Annotated in this window: 11 protein-coding genes; 6 read left to right on the forward strand and 5 right to left on the reverse strand. The window is 42.6% G+C overall.

Going from position 1 to position 16,916, the window contains the following annotated elements:
• Positions 1-30: 30 nt before the first annotated feature.
• The 3 genes from RDK53_RS03435 to RDK53_RS03445 form a co-directional block, all read right to left on the reverse strand.
• Positions 31-1,257, reverse strand: a complete 1,227-nt coding sequence (locus RDK53_RS03435) for an IS1634 family transposase (protein ID WP_308513302.1) — start codon at positions 1,255-1,257, stop codon at positions 31-33.
• Positions 1,254-1,523, reverse strand: a complete 270-nt coding sequence (locus tag RDK53_RS03440) for a hypothetical protein (RefSeq protein WP_308513303.1) — start codon at positions 1,521-1,523, stop codon at positions 1,254-1,256. Before RDK53_RS03440 ends, RDK53_RS03435 begins: the two co-directional genes overlap by 4 nt.
• A gap of 510 nt (positions 1,524-2,033) precedes the next feature.
• On the reverse strand, positions 2,034-3,836 hold the full coding sequence (locus RDK53_RS03445; protein ID WP_308513304.1) for a C69 family dipeptidase: 1,803 nt from the start codon (positions 3,834-3,836) through the stop codon (positions 2,034-2,036).
• 107 nt (positions 3,837-3,943) lie between these two features.
• Here RDK53_RS03445 and RDK53_RS03450 point away from each other — a divergent pair, with 107 nt between their 5' ends.
• On the forward strand, positions 3,944-4,900 hold the full coding sequence (locus RDK53_RS03450) for a LysR family transcriptional regulator (RefSeq protein WP_308513305.1): 957 nt from the start codon (positions 3,944-3,946) through the stop codon (positions 4,898-4,900).
• Between the two features lie 382 nt (positions 4,901-5,282).
• Here the strand turns inward: RDK53_RS03450 and RDK53_RS03455 are convergent, their stop codons facing one another.
• Positions 5,283-5,564 (reverse strand): DUF1902 domain-containing protein, encoded by a 282-nt coding sequence (locus RDK53_RS03455; RefSeq protein ID WP_308513306.1) that lies wholly within the window; start codon positions 5,562-5,564, stop codon positions 5,283-5,285.
• Between the two features lie 617 nt (positions 5,565-6,181).
• On the opposite strand from RDK53_RS03455, the gene RDK53_RS03460 reads away from it, so the two are divergent.
• The 5 genes from RDK53_RS03460 to dsr1 all read left to right on the forward strand — a co-directional run bounded on the left by RDK53_RS03460 (position 6,182) and on the right by dsr1 (position 15,401).
• Entirely contained in the window at positions 6,182-7,270 is a 1,089-nt protein-coding gene (locus tag RDK53_RS03460; protein ID WP_308513307.1) for a helix-turn-helix domain-containing protein, read from the forward strand.
• Positions 7,271-7,412: 142 nt separating this feature from the next.
• Complete coding sequence (locus RDK53_RS03465) at positions 7,413-10,064, forward strand: molybdopterin-dependent oxidoreductase (protein WP_308513308.1); 2,652 nt, start codon at positions 7,413-7,415, stop codon at positions 10,062-10,064.
• A gap of 21 nt (positions 10,065-10,085) precedes the next feature.
• The gene (locus RDK53_RS03470) at positions 10,086-10,790 is read left to right on the forward strand and encodes a 4Fe-4S dicluster domain-containing protein (RefSeq protein WP_308513309.1); all 705 of its coding nucleotides are present in this window, start codon (positions 10,086-10,088) and stop codon (positions 10,788-10,790) included.
• Between the two features lie 3 nt (positions 10,791-10,793).
• Positions 10,794-11,387 carry a molecular chaperone TorD family protein gene (locus tag RDK53_RS03475; RefSeq protein WP_308513310.1) on the forward strand — a complete coding sequence of 198 codons (594 nt, stop codon included), beginning with the start codon at positions 10,794-10,796 and terminating at the stop codon, positions 11,385-11,387.
• A gap of 216 nt (positions 11,388-11,603) precedes the next feature.
• Positions 11,604-15,401: an anti-phage defense-associated sirtuin Dsr1 gene (gene dsr1 / locus RDK53_RS03480; RefSeq protein WP_308513311.1), complete on the forward strand. Its 3,798-nt coding sequence runs from the start codon at positions 11,604-11,606 to the stop codon at positions 15,399-15,401.
• 236 nt (positions 15,402-15,637) lie between these two features.
• Here dsr1 and RDK53_RS03485 read toward each other — a convergent pair whose 3' ends face one another.
• Positions 15,638-16,585, reverse strand: coding sequence for an Abi family protein (locus RDK53_RS03485; RefSeq protein ID WP_308513312.1), 948 nt, complete (start codon positions 16,583-16,585; stop codon positions 15,638-15,640).
• Positions 16,586-16,916: the final 331 nt, after the last annotated feature.

The following is a 16,916-nucleotide window of genomic DNA, read 5'->3' on the forward strand; positions in this document are numbered from 1 at the left end:
CCTCCTTATAGACCATCCCGGCAAATCCAGCTAGTCTCTTCTTTTTTCGTAGACTTTCTCATCAACGCCAACAATAATCTTCACGGCTTTCTTTGCTTTGGTTCGGGCTTTTTTGTTTATTTCTTTCTTTGCTTCTTCAGTTTCTTCGGGTTCATCTTCAGGCAGCACTGTCTCTGTCTTTACCATCCCCCGCCAACCGTACTTGGACGCCTTCAATTCTTCTCTTTTCGCCGCTTTCTCCTCAATGACCTTTCTCCAGGCCTCAAGAATGGCTTCGTCACGTTTCTTCCTTTTCTCGCTGAAGGTAAACACAAGAGTGGTACTAACGGTTTCCGTCGGATCCTGACTGTTTGTCTTTTGATAATCGGCAATTACTTTGAATTTGCCGTGCTCCGAACTTCCGGTTACTAAGTCCTCGTAGTCCGATAAATCAGTCATGACATCCGTAAGCTTGCCTCCGAGGTTGCTGACTTTCTGTGACATTAGAAAGCCAAAGCCTCTGTCTTCGAGCATCTTCAGATTGGATGCTGAGTTCAAACCCCGGTCTGCAACAAGTACCGTTTTTATGAAATTGTATTTCTTCTGCAGCGTATCAATGGCCTGTGCCATTGTTTTGAATTCGGAAGAGTTACCTGCAAAGACTTCGAAATCCATGGGAAAGCCGTTCTTATCAATTACAAGAGCGACAGAGACCAGCGGTAAATCTGTCCGGTGTTCTTTTGACGGACCACGCATCCGCAAATATCTTAATTTTTTGCTTTCTATTCTCGCCCAGACATCGCTCGGAATTTTGCACAGGTCGATTTCGTCCTCTTCTAAAAGAGAAGCTTCCAGATTGCCGGCTTCCACCTCTTCGATCAAAGCGTCAAAAAGCCTTTCGTGGTAGTCCATCTGTTCGTAACCGCGTTCTTCATCGGTAAGGGCAGATTCAAAGTAAGTGTTGGTGACATCGTAGAACACTAGGCTGGCTCTGTCTTTTCCAAAGCCTTGATCCAGTTTGCGGTTTACTGTTTTGAAGAGCTCGTCCTTGTGGTCATTGAGCCATTGCAGGGTCTGATAACATGCATTAAGAGTTGCATGCTCTCCGATAGGATTGCCGATAAAGTTATCGCGGCGATCAAATTGAGAGATAACGGAAGCAGGGTCGATGATTTTGCAAAAGACCATGTAGGAAAGAATCGAGTTCAGAGAGTAGCGGGCTTTGCAGCCGGTCTTTTGCAGATAATTAATCCGAGTCTGAAGAGTCAGCGAATTCAAATTTTACGCAAAGGCCACCAGGCATAGCTCAGAGTAAAGCAACCTTCGGTATTGGCTGGAGTGTCTGCTGTGCTTAGAACTCCCTGTAATTTAGTGGCTAGTTCAGATTGCTTCTGGGCTTTACGTGCTGAACTTTGTTCGGCGTATTTAGCTTTTAAATGCTCAAGAATATCCGGGTCGTTAGTGGACTTTTGCAGCTCATCAAGCCGACCGAATATTTGAACAATTTCTTTGCAAACTTTCTTTCCTTCGCGAAAACTGCGCACCAAGCGGACATAGGTAATTTTCTTGTCTTTTCCGCCAGAATAGTTTCTACATGCATAAGACCTCCGGCAATTAGCCTAATTATTGCATTTACATTAGGAATGCATTGAGAAAATATAGAAAAGGCAAAAAAATTAGACCCAATGGGCCTTTTAAGAAGTTGGAGAGTTAAATGACCGTTAAACTCTGGCTTAGCAAGCGTGGAAGGCGTATGTCGTAAGGGAGTGTAGCCATGTTGCAGCATCAAAGCCGAGAGTACTCTACATAAAGGTCACGAGACATACGCTTTGGTGCTTTGGCTATGGAAAACGAGATTGAAAAAGACTCTCAAGCCAAGCGGAGCTGAACGCATGGGAGAGGGGCAGGGCCCGTCCCCAGGAAAAGATGCTTAAATGGTATTTGTATGCAATAAAACGGAAGACCTATCTCACAATTATTGCATTTTTAGCCCAAACCAAAAGGCTGCCCAAAATTTTCAGAGCAGCCTTGCCTTGTTTACAGACGGTGTTTAACTACTTTTCTATCTTAACGGTATCCATAGCTATCACTGGTTCACCCTCAATTTTCGTCCACAGATACAACTGAGTCGTTACACCAGGGAAAGTTTGAGCCACAGCAGCTTTAACAGGGAACGAAAGGATCGCATCCTTTTTCCCGTCTCCGTTAACATCTTTGAATTCAACAGATGTCGGGTTGGTCAGTTGTAAGTTCCGATTCAAGCTTCCATCGGGATATCCGTCCCCAAAGAATGTTTGTTTCGGATCAATTCCCTCTGCGTTGATATCTTTGGAAGAGAAAAGAGTGACAGTGACATTGCCTTTGTCATTGATAGAAAGCTTGCTTGCCCCAATCGCAATCGTAGCCTTGTAGTTCTGCGCAACTTCAGAAGCTGTCGCTCCCAGAACTTTATCGAAGCTTTCAACGTTGAACTGATGCATATGATCGACTGTTTTTTCTTTGCTTACCGTGGAGAGCTGAAGGGCTCGCTCGTAAGCTATTGCAAAATCCTGTTCAGCTTGTGCCTCGAAGGCTCTTTGTTTGTCCGCAAATTTTCTGAATGCCAGATTATCCCAATCTAAGAAGTTTTGATGATTAATAAACGTGAAAACCGTTCGGTCAGGAGAATAGTCAAAGTCATTCGGTACACTTCTAAACTGTGCTTTTGTGGCTTGCTCCGGCGTTAAATAAGACTGAATGTCCGCTGGTTTTCCGAGCATGAATTGCGGATAAGAGAACTGAGAATCAGGACGTCCGGATGTTCTCCAACTGTAAGATATCAGAGGATTCTTGGTCAGAACATACACTGCGCTGTCAAAAGTGCCCGAATTAGAGGTTTCGTTGAATATCTCATGCTTCCAACCGGACTTGTTGGTGTACCAAGGATTGTTTTGTCTTAGAAGTCCCCGGACGTCCGCAACCGACATCTTTCTTTCCGGCTTGATACACATAGACTCGGGATAATTGTATGGCTGTACCATGTCTTTGCCGGTGAGTCGATAAAGGACGGCGCGTACTCGCTCAGTGTTAGCGGGTCTGTCGATTCGAGCCCGAAGTTGATAGGCCTCGCGGAAATTAAAATCTGAATAATCTCCGGCTTTCGCTGGCTTATAAGTGCCCTTCTCTATAGCATGCTGTACTAAATCAGAAGAGGCGATGACATTTTCTTTGTCTTTCAAATCGACCTGTCCAAGCGAAAAGGCATTGCTCATTACGGTCATTTCATTGTCGCCGACGCGTCTGGCTAAATAACGGCCGCCCTTTAATAAAGCAAGCTGCCAAGCCTCTTTTGAGTCGGCAATGGTATAAGTTCTTCCTTGATGGCGGTAACCGTACTTAGTTACCAAATCAATAGCAATCTTGACGCCGTCTCTGGCTGATGTTGCGCGTTCAGCGAGCAATCGACGAATGCCGTAACCAATACCTCCGTCCTTGACTTTTTCATCCTTTTCAATGGTCAGATTACAGTTGTTAGAAGTTATGAGAACTCCGGCTTCATTGTAAAAACCGTCGGAAAAAGCGTAACCGTCCGGGTGTAATGTCTGTTGCCACCAGAAGCCTAAAGTTTTTTCGACCTGAGGTATCTGCGCAGTATTCGGTTCATACTGAAGCATCTCACCTGTTTTGTGCACAGCCGGAGGTACCCAGTACTGATTACTCATTACCCGGCCGTCGTTATCCTCGTTATGGCCAACAATAATGTTTCCATCGGTACTGACGTTTTTACCAACGATAATAGTGAAGCAGGCATTCGCAGGACTCATCGTAACAACAGCTGCGGCTACTAAAACGGCAGACCAAGCGGCTTTAAATCTCATTTGAACACTCCTTAAATGAAAATGTACATCAACGGCTATAATTAAGAACATTCTGAGCGTCACGGAATAAGTCATCAAGGCGTTTTTAGCAAACCTGGGTTAACCCTATGAATCCAAATTCTTCTTCTCCACTTCATTCGCTTCGGCTGGACACTTGGCATTTAGTTAGGCGCGTTGCTCAGCTAGGCTCTATGAACAAAACCGCAGCCGATGCCGGATTGGACGTAGGAAGGATTAGCTCAAAGATCCGCGCTTTGGAAGCAGAACTTGGTTTTGAGATTTTTCGCCGTAACCCACATAGCGTCGCGCTTACTGCAAGAGGCACCGCCCTGCTCACAGAAATTTCTCCTTTGCTAGACCAATTTGAGGGCTGCTTGCAAAAATTTTCTACTTCATCAGATTCGATAAAGCGTACCCTCAAAATTAAGGTGCCAAATGGAACAATTCCTGTCTTTATTCGCTGGTTCAAAGCTTTTAGAGAAGAGTTCCCTGACTTTGATATTGAATTAACGGACAACAAATCAATTGATTTAGGGTCTCAGATGGGTTTTGATGTAGCAGTCTTTTGTAATCTCAACCAAAAGCCGCCGGGCCCAATAGAGAGGCTTGGTGACGTTCCTACCTTTCTTGTTGCCTCACCAGAATACTTGGAAACTCATCAAAAAATCATTTCGCCGAAGGACCTCGATTCGCATTGTCTGATTTCTTGCTTCAACTGGAATACGTCCCTCAGGTGCTTGTACGGACCCGATGGTGCGACCACATCTGTTAAAGCACAGCATTATTTTTGCGTTGACTGTTCTCAGAGCTGCCTGCAAGCTGCATTGGAAGGAATTGGTATTGGCTGGGGCGTCCCGTCAATTCTTTGTCGCGATGCTTTAAGCCGCGGAGATTTAGTCCGCTTGTTGCAGCCATTTGAGACGGTTGGTCTTTCGTACTATCTATCCGAGGCTAAACCATTAAGCCTTCCTTCGGGAAAGACTTTGGGAGAGTGGATTGCTAATCATTGGCAAATGGAGTTCGGACACTTAACACGGTTGTCTCCGGCGTTTGCTTTGGACTGAAAAGTGAAGTGGGGTTTTGAAGAAACAAGACAATTTACCCGCCAAACCGTTTTGAAGTACTTCAACATTTCCAAGATCTTTTATCCATGCTTCTTTTCTATGATTTCTCTCGGGAAAGTATTATGACAACCTATGGAACCTCCCGGATTTATCGCCTAGAAGGTCCGGAATTCAGGATGAATGAGTTGAAGATATTCCTTACCGACGATCGTCAATTTTTAAAGTTTCCAATATTTTGTTTGCCAAGTATCGGGAAGTTCTGCCGCAATCGACAGTTTCTTGAATACTGTTGCAGGACCAGATTTCATGATCGCCTTTAGCTTGCTGGACGAAAAAATTCCGTTTCTTTTGATTATGGAAATGAGAAGCTTGTAAATGTCTTTCATTGAAGCGTAACCAAGTTAAAACTTGGAATGACGGTATTAGTCTTTTTCTTTTTGAAAGCTTCCTCGAGAGCTTCAGCAAAGAGACCGGATAGTTTTTCTTTTAGCTCCTCGGGCGTTTCTGCTTCCGTGGCAATCCCCAAATAGGGAAGGAAATCCTCACAAGTGGCTACATAGACCTGTGCTTCCTTGTCGTACATGACTGCCACTTTAGTTTTGAGCAAACAGCCTGCTCGGGTAGCTAACTTCCACCCCGGTCTGCCCACTCTATATGCAAACATTTAAGCTTCCTCGATCAATTAAATTTTTAAAACCCATGATTGGGATTCTAGTGGAATTTCATTAAGTTAGTCTAAATAAGTGAAATTCATAGTAAGTCACAATGAACGTTTGTAAATCAAAGCACCTCGGCCTCTAATCCAATAGTTTTTTCAGCTCAACGGCGGTCAGGGCGCTTTGATTTGCAAACTGCTGTATTGCTTTTATCGTACTCGTCTTTTCACGTAGTATCTAAATAACGGTCGCACTAGCAAAATGAAGTCTCCAGATAATCAACGGAGACTTTTATGTTAGATGCTCTTAAACGCATGATTCCTGAAGCCAGCCGGCGTGGCAAAAAGTCGTCCCAAATACAAAAATTCTTTTTAAGAATTACGGCTGCAACGTCAGCCGGAAACACATTGCCTCTACCATAGGTTGTCAGAATACTTTCCAGGGAGAAATTAAAGGAAAGAAATAGGGACAAAAGATCTTCGAGATACGCTCTGGCTCTAAGGTTTTGAGAACTTGTTCGAATCAGATCCGAGACTGAAAAGACCGCTGATGCTTTTTTCTTTTCAATAGAAGGGGTTCAGTAAACAGCAACAACTTGAGTTCGGCTAGTATTCCTTTATAGGTATTGGGAAATGATGAAAAAATATTTAAGATACTAAGGAAAAATTTAGATCCTTTTAGAACAAATTTTTTTCCTGGCATGCCTTTAAAGTCAAAGAAAACAGGAAGCTCTCCTGTGCAGACAATCCCATCTTCAGCTGTTTATAAGCATTCCTCTAGTCACGGAAAATCGTTAGAAGATAACCTCCGGGTTGTTTCGGAAGCTTTGGCTCAAGATGGTAAAGGGCCTAACCTTATTTTTGAATGCACCGAAGGAAATATTAAAGGAAAGTTCAATTCAACGATTGCCGTCGCAGCGCAAAGTAATTTCATACTTTTAGAAACTGATCCGTTCCTTGCTTCTATTAAAGTCACGGATCCAAATTGTTTAACTTCTCGATTCTGCCTGTTTCTTTTTGTGATTCGTGGTTCGTTAAATGTAATTAACGGAGCAGAATCTTTAGAGGTTTCAGCTCTTCACTTTGTTATTGTTGATCCCAGGGAGCCGGCCAAGATTATGATTCAAGGGAAAGCCAAATTAGTGTGTTTCTTGGTACCCCAAGATTATTTCTTTACGCATGTCGGTTTTAGTTTTTCTAGTTTTGTGAACAAAGTTTTTGGTTCCTCGCCATATGAACACATTTTCGCAAAACTGTTCTTAACTATTGCGAACTCTCTTCCTCAAGTACAAGGAAATGAGGTTTCTGCGCTTTGCGATTCTCTGTTGTGTGCCTTCCGTCCAATTTTTCACTCTCAGGAAAATGTTGAACTTTCTCAAATTCAAAACAATAAACAAAAAATGAGAACCAAGGCGGTTGAATTTATGTCAACTCATTTGAAAAATCCTGATTTAACGGCTAAAGAAATAGCGCTCCATCTCGGAATATCAACTAGATTCTTGACAAATATCTTTCGAGAAATTGGCACTTCTCCTATAAAACATCTATATGAACTTCGCCTCAGGAAGGCTCGAGTGCATCTCCGAGAAGGTCATTATGCCGATACATCTATAAAAACTATAGCGGAAATGAATGGATTTTCCTCTCAAGCGCATTTCTCGAAATCATTTAAAAAAATGTTCGGGATGTCACCTTCTGAATGGAGGAGGTTTTAATTTAAATTGTTCCTTCTAAGACAAAAGTTCATTCAGCAAAGACAAAAGATATAAAGAGAGCCAAAGGGGCTAGATAGAATGGAAGATCAAGGCGTTCCCCCTAATGCTTTGATATTTCATAACCTAACCCCAAAGGTGAATAATGAATAAAACTTCACATAGAAAGCTGCATCTCTCTAGAAGAACGTTTTTAGAAGCGCTCTTAGTAATGGGAGGTTCTGCGGCTTTGAGTCCTTGGACTAAAGCTTTAGCTGCCATAGAAACTGACCTGTTTATTCCGGCGACACCCAAAGATTTGCTTGATAGCAAAGTCAAAGTCATTAACACTTTTCACGATATGCATTGCCATGGGTCATGCATCCTGAAAGCTCATGTTCAGAACGGTCGAGTATTGGCATTCACCTCTGCCGGTGACATACCCCTAGAAAATTGCCAGGAAAAAGATGAAGATATTTTCCATATTCAAAGAAGACCGTGCTTAAAAGGATTGTCAGAACGGAAACGAATTTACGCTCCGGACAGACTGAAGTATCCGCTAATTCAGACCATTGAACGTGGAAATATTAATGGATTCAAACGCGTTTCCTGGGACGAAGCCTTAGATAGAGCTTGCGAACAAATCCTAAAAGCAAAAGAGCGTCAAGCAGAGCTCGGATATATTCCTATTTGGGAACATTCCAAGACGTTGTTGCCTTACATGGGACCCTATCTCAATACTTGGGGAAATATGTCAGCAGGTAACCAGCTCGATAGTAACTATGCTGGTATCGGAAAAGGGGTTCTCGGTCACCCAGCTACGGATATGCTTAATTCTAAGTTCATTCTTTGTTGGTCAGCCAATTCCCAATCCACTTCACCTCATCTGCCTTTCATAATGACTAAGGCGAAAGAAAGAGGAATTCCCATTGTGGTTATAGAGGCAAGACACACTGGAACTGTCAGTGCAATGGGAACTGGAACTGAGGATATCCCTGGTTGGATTTGTCCTCGCCCGGAGACAGATTCCGCCATTTTAGTGGCGATGGCAAATACCATCTTTAGACGCAATCTCCATGACGAGGCTTATCTGAAGAAGTATTGTTTTGGTTTTTATCCTAATGATTCTGTCGTAAGTCAATCCCCAATCAACGATCCTATGACAGGTAAGCCCTATAAAGGACAACGCTTCACGGTTCCTCAAGGAGAATCTTTTGTCGAGTATTTGGACGCCTTGCAAAAAGAGCATGGAGGAGAGCAAGGGGTATTGGATTGGGCCTCGAAGTTATCTGGAGTACCAGCAAAAACTATAGAAAACTTGGCAGTCAAGTACGCAACTACCAAACCGGCGTGCATATATTCTGGTGCTGCATCGGGAGGCGCCCAGAGATCCGGTAACGGTTTCTATTTTTGTTGGTTATCTTTAGCTTTAGCCGCTATGACGGGTAACGCAACGGTCAGAGGCGGAGGCTTCGGACCTTTAAAACGAGTTGATGGTATGTCCTTAAAACTCGGTGCGGCACCAAAGTTTATTGATGCTAAAAAGTATGCTCCGATTCGTTTTTCTCTATATATGCAGTCCAAAGTCCTTCAGACAGGACTTGATAACCGTACCCCTGAACAACTTAGAGACGATGTTAAGCGTCTGAATGGCATTGATCTTGGTCCAAATGCTCACTTAGAAATTGACATGATCTGGAGAGGAGCGGGCTCGGGAGATAGATTCAATCAAAGCTCTTCCATTAACCCCAAGATACTGGCCTATAAAAAATTAAAATCAATTATTTCTTGTGAAAGAGTCCTTTCTCCATCTGCCCGCTATTCGGACATCATCTTCCCGGTAGCAACTCAGTTTGAACAAAACTATTTCCATGGAGGCCGTACAAAAACCGATACCAATGTGGTTCGTCAGCTCATTGAGCCAATGTATGAATGTAAGACGGATAATGAAATTACAGAACTCTTTGCTAAAAGATTAGGGATTCCCTGGAGCATGGGAGGAATGTCCGACATTGATGTGATGAAACAACAATGGGCAGGGGCTAAAGTACCGGCGGATTATCTTGCGATAGATCCTAATTTCAAATTACCTACATTTGAAGAAATGCTCGAAAGCGCAAACCTTCAATTACCGGTTCCTCCGGAAGAAAGCATAATTCCTTCATCAAAATTTGAGCCTGGAAAATTCCCAACTGATACGGGGATGATCAACTTTTACTCTCCTTTCCTTGCAAGTCGAGGACGTGTTGTGTTAGATGTGTCAGCGCCACGCTATGTCAGACCCCCGCAAGGATACGAGGACATCTCTGAAGGTAATACTCAAGGAAAATTTAAACGTAATTACACTCTTCAGTATATAACCCCTCATTTGATTCATCGATGCCACTCTGTATACGACAATACCTCCATGCTTATGGATACCTCTCCACATGGAGTTCTGATGAACCCTGCCGATGCCGAAGCACGGAATATTTCTAACGGAGAAAAAGTATACGTTTACAACGACATGGGATGTACCAAGCTTAAGGCTATCGTTACAAAACAACAGCCGAAAGGAGTGATTTCAATCCCTCAAGGTGCGTGGTATCAGCCTAGCAAATCCGAAAAATATGAGGCATGGTTCGATTCAGATTTCGATGGCAAACCTGAATCTCATATTGTTCCCGTGGACGTAGGTGGCTGCATGAACGTTCTTTTGACCGACCAGGATACTGGAGTTTCCGATCCTATTCTCAACAAAGAGGTAGGAGATTCCGGAGGAATGTACGTCAATGGACTCTTGTGCGAAGTAAGTAAAACTCTTCCATCTTTTAGTTAACAACCGTTTAAGAGGAACATCATGACTCAATGGGGTTTTTATTTTGACCAGACACGTTGCTACGGTTGTAAAACTTGCACAGTAGCATGTAAGGAGTGGAATGAAGGCAGAAGAGGGGATGCCCAAATCAATCCTCTGAAGAATTTGTCTCAATATGAAACGCCAGAAAAATGGCAAGCAGGATCAGAGGAATCCGCAAGTAATCTTTCAATGCTAAGAAAATTCGACATGAAAGAAAATTGGAGGAGAGTCACATTTGTAGAGCTTGGAGACAATCCGCCGGATGTTGTTATTGCCCCTCTTTCAATTTCTTGCAACCATTGTGCTGAACCCGCATGCCTTCCAGCGTGTCCTGCAAAAGCAATTTCTAAAGAACCGGAATTCGGAGCCGTTATTGTTGATTCAGAAAAATGCATTGGATGTGGCACTTGTGCCAAAGTCTGCCCGTGGGGAGCGCCGCAATTCTTTGAAGATTTATCTCTTTCTTCCATAGGTGACCCAAAGCATCCCAAGATGACTAAATGTGATCTTTGCATCGATCGAATAAAAATGGGACTCAAACCGGCTTGTGTGGCTTCTTGCATTGGAAGAGCTCTCGAATGCGGACCTATAGATGAGCTAAGAAAATTGCATCCGGGTGCTACTATTTATGCACTGGGCTTTGATCCTCAAAATACTAAGCCGAGCATTCTATTCAAGTCCCGTGTCGCTCCGAAGGGAGTTTAAACAATGGGAAACCAGCTAAAACTAGCTGCTCTGAAAGCCGTCACCTTTGGGGGATGGCTTTTAGAAGGCTTTAATGAGAAGACGCTTCCGGTTCTTAAGAAATACTACCTTGTGAATTGTTCAGAGGGAGAGGGAACAGGGGGCTCCATTTATAAAGCGTTGGAGTCAACTTCTTTGGAGAAACTACAGCAGCAATGGACAACTGCATTTTGCATAGGTCCGTGCTGTATTCCCCCGGAAGAAAGTGTAGTCCGGACGGGTCTGTCTATGCAGGAGCCCCGAGATAAAACTCTCAATTGGTATTTAAAATTTGGTGAAAAACCTTCAAGCCGGGTGCCTGCCGATCACCTTGGAATCCAATTGTTTTTCCTATCTCGCCTTCTTTTGGAAGCAGACACAACCAAAGACGAAGAAGAGAAGAGGCAACTTTTGGAAGAGGCTCAAACTTTTGCAAAAGAACATTTAGATTGGGTTGAAGACTTGGTCAAGAAAGTTCGCTTGTGTCCGAATCTAGAGAATTTATCTGAATTAATTTTGTTATTAGACCAGCTTCCTCGGGAAATCAAGGACATTCAGGAGGAAATATCTAGAGTTTAAGAATGATTCATTTTTGTTCATAATAAAATTTAATTTTGTGCGCCTTCTTGGCGCACAATAGTTTTGGGATAGAGAATCCCTATGGAAGCACCATTCTCTCGGGCAAGTATCATGGCAATCTATGAAGATGCCTCGAATTAGTGCTTCGTCTAAAGCTCTTGCTTGGGCATTGGTTCCTACATAACAAAACTGAAGGGAAGCAAACGAGAGGAAAGTATGCAGTTCATTAAAAATGGTCCGGATATTCCGAATGAACTTTTGCAGGCGCATGAAGAAGGCCGTGTAGTGTTTTTCTGTGGAGCCGGCATTTCGATTCCTGCTGGCTTACCTAACTTCGAAACGTTTGTAGAAAAAATTTATAAATTAAATGGAGAATGTAAAACTAAAAGTGAGAAAGATACCTTCGATGCTGAGGAATACGACACTACACTTGATCAGTTTGAGCGTCGAATCACAGGGGGAAGAAAAAAACTAAGAGAGGTTATACCAGAGATTTTGACCCCTACACCTGGCAAAAGAGGAGCGACCAAAACCCACCAAGCTCTTTTACAGTTAGGTCTGTCCCGTGACGGTCATTTAAGGTTGGTAACCACAAATTACGATCGTCTATTTCATTTGGCGGCTAAAAAAATAAAGATGCCGTTTAAAGAGCATGGGGCTCCATCTTTACCTATACCTAAAAAGAGTCGTTGGGACGGATTGGTCTTTCTTCACGGTGTTCTGCCTAAAGATGTTACACAAAACTCAGACTTGAATAGTTTAGTAATGACAAGTGGGGATTTTGGGGTAGCCTACTTAACTGAAGGTTGGGCCGCTCGGTTCGTAATCGAACTTTTTCGAAATTGGGTTGTCGTCTTTGTAGGGTACAGGATCAATGACCCTGTTATGCGCTATATGATGGATGCACTCGCTGCCGATAGGAGGCAGGGAGAGCGGACTCCTCAAGCTTGGGTTTTCGCTGACTGTTCTCCGGGAAAAGAAGCTGAGGAGAAAAGTAAATGGGAAGCCAAAGGGGTCAGGCCAATTCTTTACCCTTGGGGGACAGAAGGGGATAAACATGTTGGGCTGCATAAGTCTTTGCACGCCTGGGCTGCTGCTTATACAAGTGGAATCGAAGGAAAAGAGAATCTTGTTCTTCAGCTATGTTTAACTCATCCTCAAAAGAGTACACCCCAGGATGACTTCGTCGGTAGAATGCTATGGGCTCTATCTGATCCGTCCGGATTGCCGGCAAAACGTTTTGCAGAGTCAAAGCCTGCACCACCTCTCGACTGGTTTTTTGATGTATTTACTCAGAATAACTTTTCTAGCAAAGACCTCCCCAGATTTGGAGTAACCAACCGAAACGAGGAAGATTCATCACTTAAATTCAGTATGCTTAATAGACCCGCGTCCTATGAACACGGCGCATGGATGAATCTTACCGGTTTCTCAGTTACCAAATGGGATGAAGTGTTCGAATACTTGGCTATATGGCTAACTTTCTACTTAAATGATCCCAGGCTGATATTATGGTTTTCAGCACAGGAAGGTTGTATCTGTCCTCGACTTAAAAATTTGTTTATATCCACATTAAAGCGATACAGTGCCTTTTCGAAAAAACAAGCTGAGGATTTTAAAAAGGAGTACCCATTTTCAATTCCTACTCCTCGAATGGAAAAGCTCTGGTGGGCACTTCTTACAGGGAGAATGAGAAACCGGACTGAAGAATTTTATTATGAAAATCGTTTAAAAATAAAAGAGATGGACTCCATAGCCCGAGTTGATCTTCGAAGGAGATTATCACCAATAATAATTTTACGAAAAATCCCCTTAATAGGCGATTCTTCTGACATCAGCGAGTGTTTGGACTGTGAACTCGCCTTGCAAGATGAGGAAGTAATTGAGCAAATAAAAAAGGCTCTTTTGGATATTACAAAAGAAAATTTGTTGTCGCTAATTTCGGAATTAGAACTTGTTTTAAAGGATGCTTTAGATTTAATTCTTGAGATCAACGGCCATGTTCGGTGGCCGGATATTTCCTTTCTAGATCTGCCTTCTATTGAAGAGCATCCACAGAATCAAGGATTTCAAAATTGGGTTCGCCTTATTGAACTGCTTCGGGATTGTTGGCTTAAGCTCCTTGATATTGACGTGCTCCGAGCCAATCAGCGGGCATTAGACTGGTTTGAACAATCTCAAATTACTTTTAAACGCTTAGCGCTTTTTGCTGGAAGTAAAAATAAAGAAATTCCTCCAGAAATTTGGGTTGCGTGGTTATTGGCAAATGATGCTTTCTGTTTGTGGGCGTTAGAAACACAAAGGGAGACATGTCGATTGTTAGTCCTTCAGGGTAGCCATTTAAACCTACGAACTCAACGACAATTAGAATCTGAAATTTTACAAGGGCCTCCGAGAGGGATGTACTCCCAGTCTCTTAAACCAGCACGGTGGAAGGAAATAAAGGAACATGAAATCTGGCTGCGCCTCATAAAACTAAAATTATCGGGTCTCACTTTAAGTAAGAAAGCCGCCTCATGTTTTGAAAAAATTTCTAAGAGTCATCCAGAATGGACGACATATCCAGCGGAAAGAGAGGAATTCTCACGTTGGCTTTCTACCTCAGATGACCCAGACTTTAACGATTTCCTCAAAACTGAATCTCCTCCTACCGATTTGGATGAGCTTATTAACTGGTTAGAAAAATACAAGGAGGACGAACGACTATTCTTCCGAGGTAAGTGGATGGAGGTTTGCAGAAGTTTTTATGAAGTTTGTATGCAGGCCTTAATTTCCCTTGCTCGCCAAAATGAATGGCCTGAAGGTGCATGGCAGGCGGCTTTACAGACATGGAGCCAAAAAGAAACTGCAGAGAAATCTTGGAAAGTTCTGGCCCCTCTCGTCATTTCGAAAGAGATAATTATCACGGACGCTCTCCTTCCTTCATTCACTTCTTGGCTTGAGTTCAACTCTCGAATCCCTGTTATTCCAGAAAAAGAAATCCTTGACTGTTGCCGAATAATTCTCGAATCCTTACAAAACTCCAAGGTCGATTCTTTATCAGAGAATATTTATGAGTCTGAAGATGCTGTTACTTCAGCAATCACCAAACCCGCAGGAAATTTAGCTTCTTCGATTATTAACCAAATCAACAAAAGAAAGTTTAGTGATAAAGAATGTCTTCCCCCGGAGTACAGAGAATTTTTAGATTTGTTCTGCAACCGCGAATTTCCTTTGTTTGCCCCAGCCAGGGTCATTCTTGCCTCGAACACGATTAACCTATATAGAATTGATCCGGAATGGATTAAAGAGAAATTGCTGCCATTTTTTGATTGGAAAAATCCTAGAGAGGCTAGTTTCGTCTGGCAAGGTTTTTTATGGTCTCCTCGTCTTTATATTCCTCTGCTTCATCCTATAAAAGAACAATTATTTGACACGGCAAAACACACCGAAGAGTTGGAGAGGTTGAGAGAACAGTATGCGACTTTTCTTACTTATCTTGCGTTGAGTCCTTCCGAAGAATTCACGAGGGAAGAGTTGATGATTGCTTTCAGAGAATTAAAAAAAGAGGATTTGGAAACAGCCTCTCAAGCACTCCTTCAGGCATTTCAAAGCACGGAAGCTAAAAAAGAAATTTACTGGCGTTCACGAGTTTGGCCTTTCATTCAAAATATTTGGCCTAAATCAATGAACTTAGTTTCCCCACGGATAGCAGAGGATTTTGCGCAAGTTGCTTTAGCTAGTGGTAGCAGATTTCCAGAAGCGTTAAGCGTAGTTCAGCCTTGGATCTCGAGCATTGAGGAGACATCGGTTGTGATAAATATGCTTCGAGAATCTACCCTTTGCGAACAATTCCCAGAGGAGGCTTTGACCATGCTAGACACTATCATCTCCGAAAGACCAAATCAGTATCGATTTTTGGATATCGGTGACTTCACAGAATGCTTAGACCAGATCTCCGTTCATCTACCTAATATTCGGGAAGATAAGAGGTTTAAAAAATTGGAAGAATTTCTTAGAAGGAGAAGCGTCTAATCACTGAATTTCTGATGTGAAAGTCGATCTCCTTCCCATTCATGGTAGTATCGCCACTAGTTCGGTGCCATCGTTAGATACGTTTTCATTTTGGCTCTCTTTGGAAGCTTGTCCGAGGGATTTGTCAGTGAAAAGAGTCGTCGGCTGCTGTGGAGAACTTTATGTAGAGGCGGAATCAGAGGTGTTTAACAGGATTCTGCGAGGAAGGAAGATCCTGCGCAGAAAACCACAGATAATTAGCTAAGCCAGATCTTTTCGCTTTCCCAGTTCAAAGGGAAACCAAGCTCTGATTGTTCTTTTTGGTTTAGAAAATCTAGAACGAGTTCTTTAACTCTTAGTTTCCAAGTGGATGTTGGATTTAACGTGCTCATTATGTGGGATAAAATCAGAAGTTCGTTATAAATCCTGTTGTCAGCTTCGTTTTTTCCTTTCGGGTTCTTAACCATAGGAGAGGTTAAATGTTTCTCTATGAGGGGGAGTCTTGTATTAAATTTTCGATCCCAAAGACGATTGTGGTGGGCGCATATATTTCTTAATGTCTGAAAGTTGCGCATGATCCCTTTAAAAAGATCAATGTTCGGCACCCCTACGGATTTTGCGACGTATAGTTTTACGGGGGTACTCTTTGTGTTCTTAATCCAGCGTAGAAGTTCGCCGAAATTCATACAAGATGTAACCATCCAAATTGGTGGAATAGGCGGAGTCGAATAGTTATCAAAATAATGTTTGATTTCAGTAGACGAAGTTCGTGTGGGTGATACTTCCTTAATTAATAAATTGAGACTTTCTTGATATTCGTTGAAATCTTCAAACAGTGTCCAGTCCATGTGAGCATGGGATCCATTAAACTCAGACATTTTGTGAGCCCATGAAGATCGTAAAGACACCTCGATTCGTTCTATAGCCTCCATAACAAGCAATCTTAATTTTTGATCGAAAACATAAAATCTCATAGCGTCATCGAACGTTGCGCCTTTACAGAATTTGTGGCTCCTTGAACCATCTGAATTCTTTTCTTCTAGAAAAAAGAAATAGGAGCTTAGTCGGTAGTATCCAATCGTCTCCAGTTGTTTTTCCGCTTTAGTTGTATCTAAAACTGTGAGACCTCTTTCCCTGAGTTTGTCAACTTGCTCAGCAAATGTTGTGTGAGGCTTATTAAATTTCTTTTCTGGCTTAGACTTCATCTTGGTGTTGTAAGAAAAAGAAATCCCGCGGAGTGAGCATCATCCTCAGATGAACTGAAGAGCTAAGCTTGCGGGATGTTGTTACTGATATGCTAACCAAAAGAAATTGAAAAGTAAACAAACCGTACATAAAAAGATACAGAAACAGCCCGATGGAGGGAAAATACGGAACTCATTTTACTTTTCCTACTCCGATAAACACCGCAATCGACGGCCTCTCCGGGGAAAACAAACTACGCTATGAAATTAGGGCAGACACAAAATTCCAGACACTTCTCTTTTTGCGTTTGACGATCAATACGTAATGTTTTCTGGAGCCAAGTATAAGATA

It is taken from the genome of uncultured Turicimonas sp., from assembly GCF_902477955.1.
Classification (GTDB): domain Bacteria; phylum Pseudomonadota; class Gammaproteobacteria; order Burkholderiales; family Burkholderiaceae_F; genus Turicimonas.

Coding starts and splice junctions, on each gene's coding strand:
- dsr1 (WP_308513311.1), top strand. CDS start 11,604: ATGCAGTTCATTAAAAATGGTCCGGATATTCCGAATGAACTTTTGCAG.
- RDK53_RS03455 (WP_308513306.1), bottom strand. CDS start 5,564: ATGTTTGCATATAGAGTGGGCAGACCGGGGTGGAAGTTAGCTACCCGA.
- RDK53_RS03470 (WP_308513309.1), top strand. CDS start 10,086: ATGACTCAATGGGGTTTTTATTTTGACCAGACACGTTGCTACGGTTGT.
- RDK53_RS03445 (WP_308513304.1), bottom strand. CDS start 3,836: ATGAGATTTAAAGCCGCTTGGTCTGCCGTTTTAGTAGCCGCAGCTGTT.
- RDK53_RS03465 (WP_308513308.1), top strand. CDS start 7,413: ATGAATAAAACTTCACATAGAAAGCTGCATCTCTCTAGAAGAACGTTT.
- RDK53_RS03450 (WP_308513305.1), top strand. CDS start 3,944: ATGAATCCAAATTCTTCTTCTCCACTTCATTCGCTTCGGCTGGACACT.
- RDK53_RS03475 (WP_308513310.1), top strand. CDS start 10,794: ATGGGAAACCAGCTAAAACTAGCTGCTCTGAAAGCCGTCACCTTTGGG.
- RDK53_RS03485 (WP_308513312.1), bottom strand. CDS start 16,585: ATGAAGTCTAAGCCAGAAAAGAAATTTAATAAGCCTCACACAACATTT.